The organism is Zoogloea sp. (assembly GCF_041908905.1).
Classification (GTDB): domain Bacteria; phylum Pseudomonadota; class Gammaproteobacteria; order Burkholderiales; family Rhodocyclaceae; genus Zoogloea.
In genome coordinates, this window is the sequence record NZ_JAYREK010000014.1 from 34,773 (window position 1) to 52,213 (window position 17,441).

The 17,441-nt window shown below is 70.2% G+C and carries 14 protein-coding genes; 7 read left to right on the top strand and 7 right to left on the bottom strand.

Annotated elements, in window-relative coordinates:
- Positions 1-21: 21 nt before the first annotated feature.
- Both ACE3OU_RS09840 and ACE3OU_RS09845 read left to right on the top strand, forming a co-directional pair.
- Entirely contained in the window at positions 22-1,080 is a 1,059-nt protein-coding gene (locus tag ACE3OU_RS09840) for a septal ring lytic transglycosylase RlpA family protein (protein ID WP_374241383.1), read from the top strand.
- A gap of 116 nt (positions 1,081-1,196) precedes the next feature.
- The gene (locus tag ACE3OU_RS09845; RefSeq protein WP_374241384.1) at positions 1,197-1,508 is read left to right on the top strand and encodes a hypothetical protein; all 312 of its coding nucleotides are present in this window, start codon (positions 1,197-1,199) and stop codon (positions 1,506-1,508) included.
- 276 nt (positions 1,509-1,784) lie between these two features.
- Here the strand turns inward: ACE3OU_RS09845 and ACE3OU_RS09850 are convergent, their stop codons facing one another.
- The 4 genes from ACE3OU_RS09850 to mnmG form a co-directional block, all read right to left on the bottom strand.
- Positions 1,785-2,663 (bottom strand): ParB/RepB/Spo0J family partition protein, encoded by an 879-nt coding sequence (locus tag ACE3OU_RS09850; RefSeq protein ID WP_374241385.1) that lies wholly within the window; start codon positions 2,661-2,663, stop codon positions 1,785-1,787.
- Positions 2,664-2,734: 71 nt separating this feature from the next.
- Positions 2,735-3,505: a ParA family protein gene (locus ACE3OU_RS09855; protein WP_374241386.1), complete on the bottom strand. Its 771-nt coding sequence runs from the start codon at positions 3,503-3,505 to the stop codon at positions 2,735-2,737.
- Position 3,506: 1 nt separating this feature from the next.
- Entirely contained in the window at positions 3,507-4,142 is a 636-nt protein-coding gene (gene rsmG, locus ACE3OU_RS09860; protein ID WP_374241387.1) for a 16S rRNA (guanine(527)-N(7))-methyltransferase RsmG, read from the bottom strand.
- The gene (mnmG, locus tag ACE3OU_RS09865) at positions 4,139-6,046 is read right to left on the bottom strand and encodes a tRNA uridine-5-carboxymethylaminomethyl(34) synthesis enzyme MnmG (RefSeq protein WP_374241388.1); all 1,908 of its coding nucleotides are present in this window, start codon (positions 6,044-6,046) and stop codon (positions 4,139-4,141) included. Before mnmG ends, rsmG begins: the two co-directional genes overlap by 4 nt.
- Positions 6,047-6,467: 421 nt before the next feature.
- Here mnmG and ACE3OU_RS09870 point away from each other — a divergent pair, with 421 nt between their 5' ends.
- Complete coding sequence (locus tag ACE3OU_RS09870) at positions 6,468-10,757, top strand: PAS domain S-box protein (RefSeq protein WP_374241390.1); 4,290 nt, start codon at positions 6,468-6,470, stop codon at positions 10,755-10,757.
- Positions 10,754-12,151, top strand: a complete 1,398-nt coding sequence (locus tag ACE3OU_RS09875; RefSeq protein WP_374241391.1) for a bacteriohemerythrin — start codon at positions 10,754-10,756, stop codon at positions 12,149-12,151. The genes ACE3OU_RS09870 and ACE3OU_RS09875 overlap by 4 nt, the downstream gene beginning before the upstream one ends.
- A 49-nt stretch (positions 12,152-12,200) precedes the next feature.
- On the opposite strand, the gene htpX is transcribed toward ACE3OU_RS09875, so the two are convergent.
- From htpX to def, 3 genes are all read right to left on the bottom strand, one after another.
- On the bottom strand, positions 12,201-13,055 hold the full coding sequence (gene htpX / locus ACE3OU_RS09880) for a zinc metalloprotease HtpX (RefSeq protein ID WP_374241392.1): 855 nt from the start codon (positions 13,053-13,055) through the stop codon (positions 12,201-12,203).
- Between the two features lie 89 nt (positions 13,056-13,144).
- The gene (fmt, locus tag ACE3OU_RS09885) at positions 13,145-14,065 is read right to left on the bottom strand and encodes a methionyl-tRNA formyltransferase (protein WP_374241393.1); all 921 of its coding nucleotides are present in this window, start codon (positions 14,063-14,065) and stop codon (positions 13,145-13,147) included.
- Positions 14,065-14,568, bottom strand: a complete 504-nt coding sequence (def, locus tag ACE3OU_RS09890) for a peptide deformylase (protein WP_374241394.1) — start codon at positions 14,566-14,568, stop codon at positions 14,065-14,067. The genes fmt and def overlap by 1 nt, the downstream gene beginning before the upstream one ends.
- Positions 14,569-14,705: 137 nt before the next feature.
- Here def and ACE3OU_RS09895 point away from each other — a divergent pair, with 137 nt between their 5' ends.
- From ACE3OU_RS09895 to ACE3OU_RS09905, 3 genes are read left to right on the top strand one after another with little or no spacing between them, the layout of a single operon-like run.
- Positions 14,706-15,821 (top strand): LysM peptidoglycan-binding domain-containing protein, encoded by a 1,116-nt coding sequence (locus ACE3OU_RS09895; RefSeq protein ID WP_374241395.1) that lies wholly within the window; start codon positions 14,706-14,708, stop codon positions 15,819-15,821.
- Positions 15,822-15,837: 16 nt separating this feature from the next.
- Entirely contained in the window at positions 15,838-16,926 is a 1,089-nt protein-coding gene (gene dprA / locus ACE3OU_RS09900; protein ID WP_374241396.1) for a DNA-processing protein DprA, read from the top strand.
- Between the two features lie 27 nt (positions 16,927-16,953).
- Positions 16,954-17,433: a DUF494 family protein gene (locus ACE3OU_RS09905; RefSeq protein ID WP_374241397.1), complete on the top strand. Its 480-nt coding sequence runs from the start codon at positions 16,954-16,956 to the stop codon at positions 17,431-17,433.
- Positions 17,434-17,441: the final 8 nt, after the last annotated feature.

The window sequence follows — 17,441 nt, forward strand, 5'->3', positions numbered from 1 at the left end:
GCCCGAACAGGAAAGCGCGTCATGCCCCCTGTAGCGATGTTCCGTCGCGCCGGCCCCCTGCTGGCGCAGTTTCTGACTGCCCTCCTGTTTTCCGCCGGCGTGCTGGCGTCCGACGCCGAGCCCGTCGTGCCCGAGGTGGCGCCCCACGCCGGTCTCAAGCTGTCGTCCCCGGCGGCCCTGACGGGTGGTCGCTTCAAGTTCGACGGCGCCCCCGATGCGCCGGGCGACGAGACCCCCGGCCTCGCCGACGGCGTGGCGCCGCGTCCGGTCCACAAGGTCGACAAGACCGACTACGCCCTGCCGTCCGCCCTGCCGGGCAGCGGCGGCGCGTTCCGCGAGCAGGGCCTCGCCAGCTGGTATGGCAAGGGCTTCCATGGCCGCAAGACCTCCAGCGGCGATCCCTACGACATGTACGCGATGACGGCGGCCCACCCGAGCCTGCCCATTCCCAGCTACGTGCGCGTCACCAATCTCGGCAACGGCCGCTCGGCGGTGGTCCGGGTGAACGACCGGGGCCCCTTCCATCCGGGCCGGATCATCGACCTCTCTTACGCCGCGGCCTACAAGCTCGGTTATCTCGATCAGGGGCAGGCCAGCGTCGAAGTGGCGCTGGTGCTGCCCGAGGATGTGGCCCTGGTGCAGCCGGCACGCCCCATCCCGCCGATGCGCAAGGCGCGGGCCGTTGCCGCCGCGCGTCAGCCGGCGACGCCGGTGCCGGTCGAGCCGTCCCGCCCGTCGGCCGCCGAGCCCCAGGTGGTGGCGGTCGCCCCGCCGCCCGTGGTGGTGTCCGCCGCTCCCACGGCGGTGGCGCCCGTCGCGGTGGCCGGCAAGGCGCCGGAGCGCGCGGGGGCGCAGGTCTTCCTGCAGCTGGCGTCCTTCCCGTCGCTGCCGACCGCAGAATCGTTCAAGGTCTTCGTCGAGAGCGAGCTCAAGTGGCTCACGGAGTCGGTGCAGGTGCTCTCGCTGGGGGGCAAGTACCGCCTCCAGGTTGGCCCCTTCGCGTCGGCCGGCGAGGCCCGCACGATGGCCGAGCGGATCGCCGGCGTGCTCAAGCTCAAGCCCTTCGTCGTCCAGCACTGAACGAGGCGCGGGGGCCGGCTCGCATCGGGTAGCGGTTGATCAAGAAACCCTGCTTGTAACAAGGTAATTTTTCCTCTCTTGTCTATAGTTCAAGTAGAGAAGAGAGGAGAAAGACCATGTGCTTCATTGATTCGCCCATCAGCCGTTGCGAAGCCGTGCGCGAAATGGTGCTGACCGACCAGACCCAGGCCGAATGCGCACGCGAGCATGAATGTCCGCCCGGTCGTCACTGCCCGCTGGATGGTTGTTTTGCCGACATGTCCGGCGTCACCGAAACCGCGGTGATCGCGGAAGTGGCCGCCGCCGAGGCGGCTCATCACGTCACCCGGGAGGAGGCTTCATCCCCATGGCCAACCGAACCCTCGGCACCCGTCAAAAGCTCGTCTTCCGCGGGCCCGGAAAGGGGCCCGGACAAGCTGGCGGCCTGAACAAGCCCCGTAATCCCTTCGTGCTGCCGGCTCTGCAACGCAAGGCCGGCGCCCATGCCAAGACGCCGGGGGCGCAACGTCAGGCGGCGAAACGCGAGGTTTCGCGGCAGCTGGAGGGGCATGGCGGCCAGAAGCCGGAGAAGGCATCAGATTGAGCCATCGGCCCGGCCTGGTTGCCGGGAGGTCGGGTTCTGTCTTGCGGAGATTCAGCGCGGGTGCGCTGCCGGCCAGTCCATGGCGGGCGGCGCGTTTGTCTTTGCGCGGGCTGGCGCCGGTTCAGCGCAGCTTGTCGAGCAGGCCTTCGAGTTGGTCGAGGTCGCCGAACTGGATCGTCACCGCGCCGGCGCCTTTCTTGTTGGCCTTGATCTTGACGGTCGCGCCGAGGCGGTCGGCGATTTCCTCTTCCAGGCGCAGCAGGTCGCGGCTGGGGGGCGGCGCCGGCAGCTTGGACTTGGGGTTGAGGGCCTGCTGGACGAGGCGCTCCGCTTCGCGCACCGACAGCCCGCGGGCGGCGATCAGGTTGGCGAGGCCGATCTGGGTGGCGCCGTCGAGGGGCAGCAGGGCGCGGGCGTGGCCCATGTCGATGTCGCCGGCCATCAGCAGCTCCTGCACCGGCGTGGCCAGCTGGAGCAGGCGCAGCAGGTTGGTGGCGGCCGGGCGGGAGCGCCCGACGGCTTCCGCCGCCTGCTGGTGGGTCATGCCGAACTCGTCGATGAGGCGCTGGATGCCGGCGGCCTCCTCGAGGGGGTTGAGGTCTTCCCGCTGGATGTTCTCGATGAGGGACATCGCCAGCGCCGCCTCGTCGGGGATCTCCCGCACCAGGCAGGGCACTTCGGCCAGACCGGCGATCTGGGCGGCGCGCCAGCGGCGTTCACCGGCGATGATCTCGTAGCGTTTTGCGTCGAACAGCCCGCCCTGGGGCCCGTCGAGGCGCCGCACCAGGATCGGCTGCATCACCCCCTGGGTCTTGATCGAGGCGGCGAGCTCTTCGAGGGAGCCCGGGTCCATGCGGGTGCGCGGCTGGTAGCGGCCGGGTTGCAGCTCGGTGGCGGGGAGGTTCTGCAGCTGGCCCTGGGGCGCGTCGGTGTCGTCGTTGTTGGCGCCGAGGAGGGCGTCGAGGCCGCGGCCGAGGCCTTTGAGTTTGGGAGTTGCCATGGTTCGCTCTCAGGGAGTCGCCGGGCGGTGCGGCGATCCGGTGATGCCGCCTGCCGGGGCGTGCTTGTGCATCAGGGGGCCTTGACCCGTTCGATCAGTTCGTTGGCGAAGGCCTGATAGGCCTGGGCGCCCTTGGCGCTGCGGTCGTAGACCACGCCGGGGATGCCGTGGCTGGGGGCTTCGGCGAGGCGCACGTTGCGCGGCACCACCGCCTTGAAGACCTTGTCGCCGAAGTGGGCCTCGAGCTGGGCCGAGACCTGCTGCTGCAGGGTCACGCGGGGGTCGAACATGACCCGCAGCAGGCCGATGATGGACAGGTCGCGGTTGAGGTTGGCGTGCACCTTCTTGATCGAGTTGACCAGATCGGAGAGGCCCTCGAGGGCATAGTACTCGCACTGCATCGGGATGATCACCCCGTGGGCGACGCACAGGCCGTTGAGGGTGAGCAGCGACAGGGATGGCGGGCAGTCGATCAGGATGAAGTCGTATTCGCCCTCGTGCAGGGCGAGGGCGTCGCGCAGGCGGTTCTCGCGGCGTTCGAGGTCGACCAGCTCGATCTCGGCGCCGGCCAGGTCGCGGTTGGCGGGGATGATGTCGTAGTTGCCGGTCTCGGAGCGCACCCGGGCTTCGGCCACCGTGCACAGGCCGACCAGCAGGTGATACACCGAGTGGCTGAGGCTGCGCTTGTCGATGCCGCTGCCCATGGTGGCGTTGCCCTGGGGGTCGAGGTCGATGAGCAGCACGCGCTGGCCGGCGGTGGCGAGACCCGCGGCGAGGTTCACGCAGGTGGTCGTCTTGCCGACGCCCCCCTTTTGGTTGGCGATGCAGAAGATGCGGGCCATGTCAGGTTCGTTTCACGATGATGAGGTGACGCTCGGCGGCTAGGCCGGGCACGGTCAGTTCGAGGCTCCGTTCCAGCGCGAAACCGGCCGGGATGCGGGCGATTTCGTCGGTCGGGTAGAGGCCCTTCATGGCGAGGATGCGGGTGTCGGGGCCGGCCAGGTGGGCGGTGAGCTCGACGAAGTCGGCCAGGTCGGCGAAGGCGCGGGAGATGATGCCATCCGGCGCCGCGGGGGCGTAGGCCGGCTGCCAGTTCTCGATGCGCGCGTGGTGGGCGCGGAAGTTGGACAGCTTGAGCTCGATGCGGGCCTGGTTCTGGAAGCTGGCTTTCTTCTGCACGGTCTCGACGGAGTCGACCTGCAGGTCGGGCCGGGCGATGGCCAGCACGACACCGGGCAGGCCGCCGCCGGAGCCTACGTCCACCAGCCGGGTGATGCCGGCCAGCGCCGGCAGCACCGACAGCGAATCGAGCAGGTGGTGGGTGAGCACCTGGTTTTCGTCGCGGATGGCAGTGAGGTTGTAAACCTTGTTCCACTTGATCAGCAGCCGGGCGAAGGCTTCGAGGCGTTCGGGCGTGCCTTCGGGCAGGTCGAGGCCGAGAGCCCGGATGCCGTCGGCGAGGGCGTCTTGCAGGTTCATGGGCGCTCGACCTCCGCCTTGCCGCGGGCCAGCTCGCTGCGCTTGAGCCACACCAGCAGCAGCGAGATGGCGGCCGGGGTGATGCCCTGGATGCGGCTGGCCTGGCCGATGGTCTCGGGCTTGTGCTGGTTGAGGCGGCCCTGCACCTCCTTGGAGAGGCCGCGCACGGTGGTGTAGTCGAGGTCGGCGGGCAGACGGGTGTTCTCGGCGTCGGCCTGGCGGGCGACCTCGTCCTGCTGGCGGTCGATGTAGCCCTGGTACTTGGCGGCGATCTCGAGCTGTTCGACCACCTGCGGGTCGGTTTCGGGGGCCTCGGGGGCGCCGGGCAGGGTCATCAGCGCGGCGTAGCTCACGTTGGGGCGGCGCAGCAGGTCGAAGTAGCTGTATTCGCGCTCGATGCTCTTGCCGAGCACGGCTTCGGCGGCTTCGGGGGAGACCTTGGCCGGGGTCGCCCAGGTGGCGCGCAGGCGGGCGGTTTCGCGCTCGATGGCCTCGCGTTTGGCGCAGAAGGCGGCCCAGCGCATGTCGTCCACCAGGCCGAGCTTGCGGCCGGTTTCGGTGAGGCGCAGGTCGGCGTTGTCCTCGCGCAGGCTGAGGCGGTATTCGGCGCGGGAGGTGAACATCCGGTAGGGCTCGGAGACGCCGCGGGTGATGAGGTCGTCGACGAGCACGCCCAGGTAGGCCTCGTCGCGGCGCGGGCACCATGGGTCCTGCCCCTTCACCTGCAGCGCGGCGTTGATGCCGGCCAGCAGGCCCTGGGCGGCGGCTTCTTCGTAGCCGGTGGTGCCGTTGATCTGGCCGGCGAAGAACAGCCCGCCGATGGACTTGGTCTCGAGGCTTGACTTGAGCCGGCGCGGGTCGAAGTAGTCGTACTCGATGGCGTAGCCGGGGCGCAGGATGTGGCAGCTCTCGAGGCCCTTGATGGAGCGCACGATGTCGAGCTGCACGTCGAAGGGCAGGCTGGTGGAGATCCCGTTGGGGTAGATCTCGTGGGTGTCGAGGCCCTCGGGTTCGAGGAAGACGTGGTGGCTGTCCTTGTCGGCGAAGCGGTGGATCTTGTCTTCGATGCTCGGGCAGTAGCGCGGGCCGACGCCCTCGATCACGCCGGAGTACATCGGCGAGCGGTCGAGGTTGGCGCGGATGATGTCGTGGGTGCGGCTGTTGGTGCTGGTGATCCAGCACGGCAGCTGGCGCGGGTGCTGGCTGGCTTGGCCGAGGAAGCTGAACACCGGCACCGGGTCGTCGCCGGGCTGCTCTTCCATCACCGAGAAGTCGATCGTGCGGGCGTCGAGGCGCGGCGGGGTGCCTGTCTTGAGGCGGCCCTGGGGCAGCGCGAGCTCTTTAAGGCGCTGGCCGAGGCTGATCGCCGGCGGGTCGCCGGCGCGGCCGGCGGAGTAGTTCTGCATGCCGACGTGGATCAGGCCGTTGAGGAAGGTGCCGGCGGTGAGCACCACCGCGGGCGCCTCGAAGCGCAGGCCGATCTGGGTGACGACGCCGGTGACCCGGTCGCCCACCACGGTGAGGTCGTCCACGGCCTGCTGGAACAGCCACAGGCTGGGCTGGTTCTCGAGGCGGCGGCGGATGGCGGCCTTGTACAGCACCCGGTCGGCCTGGGCGCGGGTGGCGCGCACCGCTGGGCCCTTGCTGGCGTTGAGGATGCGGAACTGGATGCCGCCTTCGTCGGTGGCCGCGGCCATGGCGCCGCCGAGGGCGTCTACCTCCTTCACCAGGTGCCCCTTGCCGATGCCGCCGATCGACGGGTTGCAGCTCATCTGGCCGAGCGTTTCGATATTGTGGGTGAGCAGCAGGGTGGCGCATCCGGCCCGCGCCGCCGCGAGTGCAGCCTCGGTGCCGGCATGGCCGCCGCCGACAACGATCACGTCGAATCGGGTGGGGTGAAGCATGGGAAACCGGGGGAAGGTGAATCGGGGGAGCCGAATGATACGACCTCGCGCTGCAAAAATACAGCGCCACGCACCCCGTAACCCCCGAAAAGAGGCGCTTTTACAACGGCTTACCGGCATTTTCGGGTAAGTTCGGAGGCTTTTCGGGCGGGCCGCCGGAGCTGCCCCGGGCGTATTCGGGGCCGATTGCCTCAATACCGGCGCCCCTGTGCCGTTAAACGATGTCGTAACGCAAGGCACCCACTGTGGCCGGGTGGGCTGGCTCCCGGCGGCGCCCGCGTGATCTTCCGGAGCGGGTGGATGCCTGGCATGACCAATCAGTGATGGTGATCGAATGGATCAGGAGTCAAAGCCGCTGTCGTCCAGTCCTGACAATCCGTCTGCCGGGCAAGCGCTTGCCGAATGCCCGCAGGGGGCCCGGGTGACGGAGCCGGCGGCGCTGCGGGCGGGCCTGCTCGGTGCCGCGCCGGCCGTCGTGGCGGAGCGCAATTTTCTCAAGGCGTTGGTCCGCACCTTGCCCGACCTCGTCTGGCTGAAGGACCCGGACGGGATCTTCATCGCCTGCAATCCCCGCTTCGAGGCCCTGGTCGGGGCGAGCGAGGCGGAGATCGTGGGCCGGACCGACTACGATTTCTTCGGCTGGGCCGATGCCGACGAGTGCCGCAGGAGCGACCTCGCCGCCATCCACGGGGCCGGCGCGCTGCGCGGCGAGATGGAGCGGGTGTTCGCCCGGGACGGGCACAGCGAGCTGCTCGAGGTGATCAAGACCCCGATGCGGGGCGACGACGGGCGCCTGATCGGCGTGCTGGCGGTGGCGCGGGACGTCGGCGAGACACGGGCCGTTCAGGCAGCCCTGCGGGACCGGGAGGAGATCTTCTCGAGCATCGTCGCCCAGGCCGCCGATTCGATCGCGGTGCTGGACGCGCGGACGGGCCGTTTTGTCGAATTCAACGACGCCGCCCACCATAACCTCGGCTACAGCCGCGCGGATTTTGCCGGCCTGTCGGTCTACGAGCTCGGCTGCCCGGAAGATGCGGCCACGGTGACGGAGTGGCTGGCGCGCATGAACACCCCGGCCGGCTTCGTGACCGAGAGCCGGCTGCGCCACCGCTGCGGACGCTTCTGCGATGTGCGGATCAGCGGCCGCGGCATCCGCATCCGTGGCGAGACCCATTATCTGGCCGCCATCTGGAGCGACATCACCGACAGGAAACCGGTCGAGCAGCACCTCAAGCGCGCCAACCGGGCGCTGCGCACCGTCAGCGAATGCAGCCAGCTGCTGGCCTGCGCCAGCGACGAAACCCGCCTGATGCAGGACGTCTGCCGCCTGATGGTGGAGATGGGCGGCTATCGGATGGCCTGGTTCGGCCTGGCCGAGGAGGGGCCGGGGCGCCCGGTGCGGCCGGTGGCGAGCGCCGGTGCCGACCCCGAGTATCTGGCCGGGCTGGATATCTCGTGGGCCGACACCGAGGCCGGCGAAGGCCCCACCGGCACGGCCATCCGCGAGCATCGTCCGGTGAGCTGCCGCAACATCCAGAGCGATCCCTCGCTGGCGCCGTGGCGCGACGCGGCGATGAGGCGGGGCTACGCCTCGTCCTGCGCGTTGCCGCTGGTCGATGGCGACGTGTGCTTCGGCACCCTCAACGTGTATTCCGTCGAGGCGGACGCCTTCGACGACGAGGAGATGCGCCTGCTCGCCGAGCTGAGCGGCGATCTGTCCTTCGGGCTGCGGGCGCTGCGCGACCGCGGCGAGCGCGACGAGGCCCGGCGCCGCCAGCAGGTGGCCGAAGGGCAGCTGGGCCGCCTGGTGGAGGCCAGCCCGACGATCCTGTATTCCCTTCGCCAGGCCAGCGGGAAGCTGGTGCCGAGCGCCGTCAGCGACAACGTCCAGCGCATCCTCGGCTACGTGCCCGCCGAAATCATGACGCCCTGCTGGTGGTCGGAGCACATCCATCCCGACGACGCCCCCCGGGTCGCTGGCATCGTGCCGGCGCTCCTCGGCGGGCAGCCGGTGTCGGTGGAGTACCGCTTCGCCCACCGCGACGGGCACTACGTGTGGCTGCGCGACGAGGCGCGCCTCGCCGGCGGGGGCGGCGAGGTCGAGGTGTTCGGGGTGCTGACCGACATCACCCACCACAAGATGGTCGAGCAGTCCCTCGAGAACCAGCGCAAGGTGCTCGAGATGGTCGCCTCCGGGGCGAGCCTGTCGTCCACCCTCGACACCCTCGCCCGCGGTCTCGAGGCGCTGCTGCCGGACATGCTGGCCTCCATCCTGCTGCTCGACGCCGACGGCGTTCATCTGCGCCACGGCGCGGCCCCCACCTTGCCGGAGCCCTATGTGCGGGTCGTCGACGGGATCGCCATCGGGCAGGGGGTCGGGTCCTGCGGCACCGCCGCGGCGACCGGGCGGGCGGTGATCGTCGACGACATCACCCGGCATCCCCTGTGGGCGCCCTATGTCACGCTGGCGGCGCCCCATGGCCTGCGCGCCTGCTGGTCCTTCCCGATCCTGAGCCGGGACGGGCAGGTGCTGGGAACCCTCGCCCTCTACTCGATGCGGGTGGTCAAACCCACGCTGGCGCAGCTGGAGCAGATCCGTCTGGCCACCGATGGCGCCGCCATCGCCATCGGCCGCCACCGGGAGGAGTCGGCCCTGCGGGCCAGCGAGGCGCGTTTCCGCAAGCTGTTCGACCTGGCCCCGGTGCCGTTCGTGTATGTCATGCCCGACGGCCGGATCGGCGATCTGAACCGCAGCTTCGTCGACACCCTAGGCTACGTCCGCGCCGATGTCCCGACCACCGATGCCCTGTGGGAGCGGGCGGTGCCCGACCCGGAATACCGCCGCTGGGCCCAGGGCATGTGGGAGCAGGCGATGGACGAGGCCCGCCGCAGCGGGCGCCCCGTCGAGCCCCGCGAGCTGAGGGTGGTCAGCCGCAGCGGTAGCGAGCGGACCCTGATGGCTTCCGGCATCCCGGTGGACGACAGCCTGCTGGCCACCTTCTTCGACATCACCGAGATGCGCCAGCTCGACGCGCAGCTGGCCCGCTACCACCACCACCTCGAGGAGCTGGTGGCCGAGCGCACCGCCCAGCTCGCCGAAGCCAGCCAGCGGGCCGAGGCGGCCAGCCGGGCCAAGAGCGCCTTCCTGGCCAACATGAGCCACGAGATCCGCACGCCGATGAACGCCATCTTGGGCCAGGCGCGGCTGCTCGAGCGCAGCCGGCTGGATGCCGCCCAGCAGGACCGCCTGGCGCGCATCCGCCACGCCGGCACCCACCTGCTGGCGATCATCAACGACATCCTCGACATCTCGAAGATCGAGGCCGGCAAGCTGCACCTGGACGCGGTGGATTTTTCTCCGGAGGTGCTGTTCAAGCAGGCCTATGCCCTGATCCACGACCGCATCGTCGCCCGCAAGCTGGGTTTCCACAGCGACCTGGGCGACCTGCCGCCGGTGCTGTGCGGCGACGTGACGCGGCTGCGCCAGGCCCTGCTCAACTACCTCAGCAACGCGGTGAAGTTCACCGAGTACGGCGCGGTGGTGCTGCGGGCGCGGGTCGAGGAGGACGAGGGCGATACGCTGCGGGTGCGCTTCGAGGTCAGCGACAGCGGCATCGGGATCGCCCCCGAACAACTGGGACGGCTGTTCCAGTCCTTCCAGCAGGCCGACGCCTCGACCACCCGCAAGTACGGCGGCACCGGGCTGGGCCTCGCCCTGACCCGTCACCTGGCCAGCCTGATGGGGGGCGACGCCGGCGCCGAGAGCCAGCCCGGCCGGGGCAGCGTGTTCTGGTTCACCGCCCGCCTCCAGAAGCGCCCCGGCGTCACGCTGCCGCAGCCGGAGCCCGGTGACGTGCCCGCCATCAGCGCGTCGGCCGTCGGGCGACTGGCGGGGGCCCAGGTGTTGCTGGTCGAAGACAACCCGCTCAATCAGGAGGTGGCGGTGGATATGTTGAGTGATCTGGGGCTGGGCATCGACCTGGCCAAGAATGGCGAGGAGGCCGTCGAGCGCGCCGCCCGCGGCGACTACGACCTGATCCTGATGGACATGCAGATGCCCGTGATGGACGGCCTCGAGGCCACCCGGCAGATCCGCCGCCTGCCCGACCGCGGCGACATCCCGATCCTGGCGATGACCGCCAACGTCTTCGAGGAAGACCAGGCCGCCTGTCTCGCGGCGGGCATGAACGATTTCATCACCAAGCCGGTGGCCCCCGAGGCCCTGCAGCGCGTGCTGCTGCGCTGGCTCGCCAGCGACGAGCCGGCGGATCCGCCGGCACGGCTACCGGCCGTGCCAGCCCCGCCGCCGCCGGTCGTCACCGAGATCGACTGGGCCGCGCGCCTGGCCGGCATCGACGGGTTCGACCCGCGCCAGGGTGTTTCCATCGTGCGCGGCAAGTGGCTGGTCTATCTGCGCATCCTGGGGGTCTTCCTGAACGCCCAGGCCACCGTGGCCGACGGGCTGCGTGCCTGCCTCGCAGACGGGCGGCTGAAGGAACTCGAACAGCTGGCCCATTCCCTCAAGGGGTCGGCCGGCAACATCGGTGCGGTCCGGGTCTTCGAGCTGGCCACGGGGGTGTGCACGACAGTGCGCGGGCAGGGCGACCCGGCCACCCTGGCAGGGCAGGTCGAGGCCCTCGCCGACAGCACCCAGGCCCTCGTCGCCGCGCTGCGCGAGCGCCTCGCCATGGGCGGGGAGGGCCAGCCATGAGCAGCCCGGCGATCCACCCCTTCGTGTGGGCGGACTACTTTGAAACCGGCTTCGACGACATCGACGGGCAGCATCACAAGCTGGTGGATTTCATCAACGCGCTGGCCGGCCGCGCCGTCAGCGGCACGCCGATCCAGGCGGACGAGTTGACCCACGCCCTCGACGGCCTGGGCCGTTATGCGCTCCACCACTTCGCGGAAGAAGAGGCGCTGATGGAGCAGGCCGGGCTGGACCCGCGCCACATCGACCCCCACCGCAGGGCGCACCAGGAGTTCGTCACCCAGGTCGAGGCGATGCGCAACACCGTCGACCCGGCCAAAGTGTTGCCGGGCCTGTACAACTTCGTGACCAGCTGGCTGAGCTTCCACATCCTGGACACCGACCAGAGCATGGCCCGCCAGTTGCGCGCGGTGGCGGCCGGCATGTCGCCGGCGCAGGCGCTGGCCGCCGACCAGGCTCAGGGCCGCGATCCGGGCAGCGCGGCACTGATCACGGCGGTGCGCAGCCTGCTCGGGCTGGTGGCCGACCGCAACAAGGAGCTGCAGAACATCAACGCCAGCCTCGAGGCACGGGTCGCCGAGCGCACCGCCGCCCTCGCCGCCGCCCAGCAGCGCCTCCACGAGGCCCATCGCCTGGCCGCCGTGGGGCAGCTGGCGGCTGGCGTCGCCCACGAGATCAACAACCCGCTGGGCTTCATCAGCGCCAACCTGCGCACCCTGCACCAGTACACCAAGCGCCTGCTCGCCCTGGCCGAGGAGGCCGGCCGGCTCGCGGAGGTCGGCGGGCAGGGGCGCGCGTGGCAGGCCCTGCGCGGGGCTGCTGACGTGGATTTCCTGGTCTCCGACCTGCCGGGGCTGCTCGAGGAGTGTTCAGGCGGCCTGCAGCGGGTGGGCGAGATCGTGCAGGTGCTGCAGGGGCTGGCCAGCCCCGGGCCCCTGGAGGTGGCGCCGGTGCCGATGGCGCAGCTGCTCGACGGGGTCGCCGCCGCGACCGCCGACAGCCGCCTGCCGGACCAGCCGCTGCAGCGCGACTACGGCGTGTTGCCGGTGCTCCAGGCCAATGCGCCGCTGCTCGGCAGCGCCCTGGAAGCCCTGCTCCGCAATGCTGCCCAGGCCCTCGGCAAGACCTCCGGCCGTATCGTGCTGCGCGCGCGGGAGCACGGGGGCGAACTGGTGATCGAGGTGGAGGATGACGGCTGCGGCATGGACGAGGCCACCCGCGCCCGGATCTTCGAGCCCTTCTTCACCACCCGGCCGGTGGGGCAGGGGCGTGGGCTGGGGCTGTCGTCGGCCTATCGCATCATCAGCAGCCACGGCGGGCGGATCGCCGTGCGCAGCGCGCCCGGCCGCGGGAGCTGCTTCCGGGTCACGCTGCCCCTCGCTCCGACCCGCTGAAAAAAAGAACCCGGCCAGGGCCGGGTTCCGGATCGGGCGGGAGGGTGTCTCAGCGCCGGCCGCCGGCCAGGGCGCGCAGCCGCGCGACGCGCTCCTCGGTGGCCGGGTGGGTGCTGAACAGGCCGCGCAGGCCGCCGCCGGAGAGCGGGTTCATGATCATCATCTGGCCGGTCTCCGGGTGGGCCTCGGCGGTCGGCATCGGGATGCCGCGGGCGAAGGCGTCGATCTTGAGCAGCGCGTCGGCCAGGGCGTGGGGGTCGCCGGCGATCTCGGCGCCGCCCCGGTCGGCCTCGAACTCGCGGGCGCGGGAGATCGCCATCTGGATCAGGCTGGCCGCCAGCGGGGCGAGCAGGGACACCGCGATCGACGCCACGATGTTGGTGGGCCGGCCTTCCTCGTCGCGGCCGCTGAAGAACATCGCGAAGTTGGCCAGCGCCGAGATCGCCCCGGCCATGGTGGCCGAGATCGTCGAGATCAGGATGTCCCGGTGCTTCACGTGGGCCAGCTCGTGGGCCATCACGCCGCGCAGCTCGCGCTCGGAGAGCATCTGCAGGATGCCGGTGGTGGCGGCGACGGCGGCATGCTCGGGGTTGCGGCCGGTGGCGAAGGCGTTGGGCTGGTCTTCGTGGATGATGTAAACCCGGGGCATCGGCAGCTGCGCCCGGCCGGCCAGTTCGCGCACCATGTTGTAGAGGTAGGGTGAGCTGGTCTCGTCGACCTCCTGCGCGTTGTACATGCGCAGCACCATCTTGTCGGAATTCCAGTAGGCGAAGACGTTCATCGCGCCGCCGAAGGCCAGCGCCAGCAGCATGCCCTGCTTGCCGCCCAGCATCATGCCGATCACGCCGAAGAGGGCGATGATGCCCGCCATCAGGATCGAGGTTTTCAGCCAGTTGCCTAACATTTTTGACTATCCATCCTTCCAGGATGTTGACGGGAAACTATGGCTTAGATGATGCCGGCCGCAGAAAATTCAATCGGCCGGCACGGATTTCAATCGAACCGGCTGCCTGCAGCGATCGGCATGCCGCGCAGGAAGTCGGCTGCGGGCAGACGCTTGCCGCCGGGCTTCTGCAGCTCCGTGATGCACAGGGCGCCCTCGCCGCAGGCGACGATCACGCCGGCGCCTTCGGCCAGCAGCACCTCGCCCGGCGTGCCGGCGGCGTCGATGGCCCGCGCACGCCACAGCTTGACCGGCGTCTGTTGCAGCGTCGCGACTGCCCCGGGGAAGGGGTTGAAGGCGCGGATCGCCCGTTCGAGCTCGACGGCCGGGCGGCTCCAGTCGATGCTGGCCTCGGCCTTGCCGATCTTGGCGGCGTAGGTCACGCCGTCGGCGGGCTGGGGCGTGGCGGTGAGGCCGCCCGGCAGCGCCCGCAGGGCCTCGACGATCATCTCGGCGCCCAGCAGGGCGAGGCGGTCGTGGAGGCTGCCGGTGGTGTCGTCGGCGTGGATCGCCTCGGCGCGGGACAGCAGCATCGGCCCGGTGTCGAGGCCGGCGTCCATCTGCATGATGGTGATGCCGGTTTCTGCGTCGCCGGCCTGGATCGCCCGGTGGATGGGCGCCGCGCCACGCCAGCGCGGCAGCAGCGAGGCATGGATGTTGAGGCAGCCTTGGCGCGGCAGGTCGAGCACCGCCTGGGGCAGGATGATGCCGTAGGCCGCCACCACCAGCACGTCGGCCTGCACGTCGGCCAGCGGCGCCTGCTGTTCGGGCGTGCGCAGCTTTTCGGGCTGATGCACCGGGATGCCGGCGGCCAGCGCGACCCGCTTCACCGGGCTGGGCTGCAGCTGCATGCCGCGGCCGGCCGGGCGGTCGGGCTGGGTGAGGACCAGGGGCACGTCGAAGCCGGCGGCGAGGATGGCCTCGAGGGCGGCGGCGGCGAATTCGGGGGTTCCGGCGAAGGCGACTTTCATCAGGCGGTGATCCGGGCCTTCTTGGCCAGTTTGCCCTTTATGCGGGTCTGTTTGAGCTGGGACAGGTATTCGACGAAGACCTTGCCGTCGAGGTGGTCGAGCTCGTGCTGCACGCACACCGCCAGCAGGCCCTCGGCGTCGAACTCGAAGGTCTCGCCCTTGGGGTTCAGGGCGCGCACGCGCACCTTCTCGGCGCGGGTGACCTTGTCGTAGATGCCGGGCACCGACAGGCAACCTTCTTCACACACCTGTTCGCCGGAGCGAGCGATGATCTCGGGGTTGATCAGCGCCAGCAGGCCCGATTTGTCCTCGGAGACGTCGATGACGACGACGCGCTGGTGCACATTGACCTGGGTGGCGGCCAGGCCGATGCCCGGCGCCTCGTACATGGTCTCGGCCATGTCGCTGACCAGTTGGCGGATCTCGTCGTTCACCTCGGCAACTTGGGTAGCGCGGGTGTGGAGGCGAGGGTCGGGGTAACGGAGAATGGGTAGGAGAGCCATAAAGATTGCCGGATGAAGACTTTACGTGCAGAATTTTGAGCCAAATACGGGATGACCACGTCGTGCCGATGCGGGCATCCGGCCCTGCATGTCAGACCGCTGAACGCGCGCGAAATTCGAAAGCGAGCAAAATTCCAATGATGCGCATTATATCCGCCCTCCTGATCGGCGTCGCCGCCCTGCTCCCCGCAGGGGCCGGTGCCGCCAGCCCGATCCAGCTCGCCGAGGGCGCCCCCGATAGCCACGAGGTCGTCCCCGGCGACACCCTGTGGGGGATCTCCGGCAAGTTCCTCAAGGAGCCCTGGCGCTGGCCCGAGGTCTGGCGCCTCAACCGCGAGCAGATCCGCAATCCGCACCTCATCTATCCTGGCCAGATGATCTTCCTCGACCGTCGCGGGCCGACCCTCAGCCTGGGGCGGCGCATCGGCCAGGGCGGCAGCGACCGCGCCCTCTACGAGAAGCGCTTCCCGCAGGTCTATTCCGAGCCCGCCAAGGCGGCCATCCAGAGCATCCCGGTACGCGCCATCGCGCCCTTCCTCACCGAGCCGCTGGTCGTCAGCGACACCGAAGACAGCGCCGCCGGCATCATCGTCGCGACCCAGGAAGGCCGGGTGTTCACCAGCGCCGGCGACACGATCTTCGCCACCCGCATCACCCCGGGCGTCCCCCTCTGGAACGTCTACCGCAAGGCCCGGCCCCTCACCGAGCCGGTGACCGGCGAAATCCTCGGCTACGAAGCCACCTATCTCGGCCAGGCTCGGGTGCAATCCGAGGCGGGTGTGCTGTCCCCCGACGATGCCGATGCCAGGGGCGCCGATGGCAAGGAGGCCACGCCGATCCCGGCCGGCCTGATGGTCACCAGCGCCAAGCAGGAGATCGGCAAGGGCGATCGCCTGCTCCCCGCCGGCCGGCCCGAGCTGCTCAGCTACGTGCCCCATGCCCCCGAGCAGGAGGTGAACGGCCGGATCGTCTCCATCGTCAATGGCGTCGCCGATACCGGCCGTTACCACGTGGTGTCCCTCAGCCTCGGCAAGCGCGAGGGCATCGAGGTCGGGCATGTGCTGTCGCTGCACCGCAACCGCGGCAAGGCCATCTACCGCGAGGACGACGTCGGCGCGCCGCAGCCCTTCCAGCTGCCCGAGCAGCGCTACGGCCTGCTCTTCGTGTTCCGCGTCTTCGAGCGCATCTCCTACGGCCTGGTGATGGAGAGCGTCGGGCCGGTGAGCGTGGCCGACAGCGTCCGCAAGCCCTGACGCCGCGCGCGCCGCCTTGCCCTCCGCCGATCCCCTGGCGCCCTGGCTGCGCCTCGTCCTCACCCCCGGGGTCGGGCCGGGCCAGCAGCGCCAGCTGCTCGCCGCCTTCGGCCCGCCCGATGCCATCTACGCCGCCGGGCATTCCGCCATCGCCGCGGTGATCGGCGGTCCGGCAGCCCACACCCTGCTGTCCCACGACGCCACCCCGGCCGTCGACGCCGCCCTCGAATGGCTGTCACAGCCCGGCAACCAGCTGCTGACCCTCGGTGACGAGGCCTATCCGGCGGCGCTCCTCGAGATCCCCGACCCGCCCGTGGCCCTCTACGTGAAGGGCAACGTCGCGCTGCTGTCGCGGCCTGCGCTGGCGGTGGTCGGCGCCCGCAACGCGACGCCCCAGGGCGAGGCCAACGCCGAGGCTTTCTCCCGGTCGCTGTCCGAGGCGGGGCTGTGCATCGTCAGCGGCCTGGCGTTGGGCATCGACACCGCCGCCCACCGGGGCGGGCTGGCCGGGCCGGGCGCCACGGTGGCGGTCATCGGCACCGGCGCCGATCGCATCTACCCGGCGCGCAACGCCGCGCTGGCCCGCCAGATCGCCGAGGCCGGCGCGATCGTCAGCGAGTTTCCCCTCGGCAGCGGCCCGCTGGCTCACCACTTCCCGCGCCGCAACCGGCTGATCGCCGGGCTGGCCCAGGGCGTGCTGGTGGTCGAGGCGGCCCTGAAGAGCGGCTCGCTGATCACCGCGCGGCTGGCCACCGACTGCGGTCGCGATGTCTTCGCGATCCCCGGTTCGATCCATTCGCCGGTCGCGCGGGGATGTCATCAGCTTATACGCGACGGCGCCAAGCTCGTCGAAACGGCCGCCGACATCCTCGATGAATTACGCCTCGCGCCCCGCGAAGCCGCGCCAGCCCGCGATCTGGCGCCCGAGGAGGGCGGTGGCGACGAAGCCCGGGTGATGCAGGCGATGGGGCACGACCCCGTGGACGTCGACACGCTGGTGCAGCGCACCACCTTGACGGCGGAAGCGCTCTACGCCATTCTGCTTGCGCTGGAGCTTGACGGGCGAGTGTCGCGCCTGCCCGGCGGACGTCTCCAGCGCCTCTGAAATCGACCGGCCCCAGGCCCCCGAGCCATGTTCGACATCCTCGTCTATCTCTTCGAGAACTACGTTCACGCCGACGCGTGCCCCGAGCCCGCGCAACTGGCGCGCAAGCTGACCGCCGCCGGCTTCGAGGAGGACGAGATCGCCGACGCCCTGGAGTGGCTGTCGGGGCTGCGCCAGCTCTCCGACGCCGACCGCCCGCCCCACTGTGCGCGTCCCGGCTCGCTGCGCGTCTATGGCGAGGACGAGCTCCGTCGCCTGGGCGTCGAGTGCCGCGGTTTCCTGCTGTTCCTCGAGAACGCCGGCATCCTCGATGCCGCCTGCCGCGAGATGATCGTCGAGCGGGCCCTCGCGCTGGGCGAGGGCGAGATCGAACTCGAAAACCTCAAGGTCATCGTGCTGATGGTCCTGTGGCAGCAGGATCGGCCGATCAATGGCCTGATCCTCGACGAGCTGCTCAACGAGGCCGACGAGCCCGAGGACGCCATCGAGGCAATCGTCCTGCATTGACCGCCCAG

Excerpts from the sequence above, each read along its gene's own strand:
- ACE3OU_RS09840 (WP_374241383.1), top strand. The coding sequence starts at position 22 with ATGCCCCCTGTAGCGATGTTCCGTCGCGCCGGCCCCCTGCTGGCGCAG.
- ACE3OU_RS09845 (WP_374241384.1), top strand. The coding sequence starts at position 1,197 with ATGTGCTTCATTGATTCGCCCATCAGCCGTTGCGAAGCCGTGCGCGAA.
- ACE3OU_RS09850 (WP_374241385.1), bottom strand. The coding sequence starts at position 2,663 with ATGGCAACTCCCAAACTCAAAGGCCTCGGCCGCGGCCTCGACGCCCTC.
- ACE3OU_RS09855 (WP_374241386.1), bottom strand. The coding sequence starts at position 3,505 with ATGGCCCGCATCTTCTGCATCGCCAACCAAAAGGGGGGCGTCGGCAAG.
- rsmG (WP_374241387.1), bottom strand. The coding sequence starts at position 4,142 with ATGAACCTGCAAGACGCCCTCGCCGACGGCATCCGGGCTCTCGGCCTC.
- mnmG (WP_374241388.1), bottom strand. The coding sequence starts at position 6,046 with ATGCTTCACCCCACCCGATTCGACGTGATCGTTGTCGGCGGCGGCCAT.
- ACE3OU_RS09875 (WP_374241391.1), top strand. The coding sequence starts at position 10,754 with ATGAGCAGCCCGGCGATCCACCCCTTCGTGTGGGCGGACTACTTTGAA.
- htpX (WP_374241392.1), bottom strand. The coding sequence starts at position 13,055 with ATGTTAGGCAACTGGCTGAAAACCTCGATCCTGATGGCGGGCATCATC.
- fmt (WP_374241393.1), bottom strand. The coding sequence starts at position 14,065 with ATGAAAGTCGCCTTCGCCGGAACCCCCGAATTCGCCGCCGCCGCCCTC.
- def (WP_374241394.1), bottom strand. The coding sequence starts at position 14,568 with ATGGCTCTCCTACCCATTCTCCGTTACCCCGACCCTCGCCTCCACACC.
- ACE3OU_RS09895 (WP_374241395.1), top strand. The coding sequence starts at position 14,706 with ATGATGCGCATTATATCCGCCCTCCTGATCGGCGTCGCCGCCCTGCTC.
- ACE3OU_RS09905 (WP_374241397.1), top strand. The coding sequence starts at position 16,954 with ATGTTCGACATCCTCGTCTATCTCTTCGAGAACTACGTTCACGCCGAC.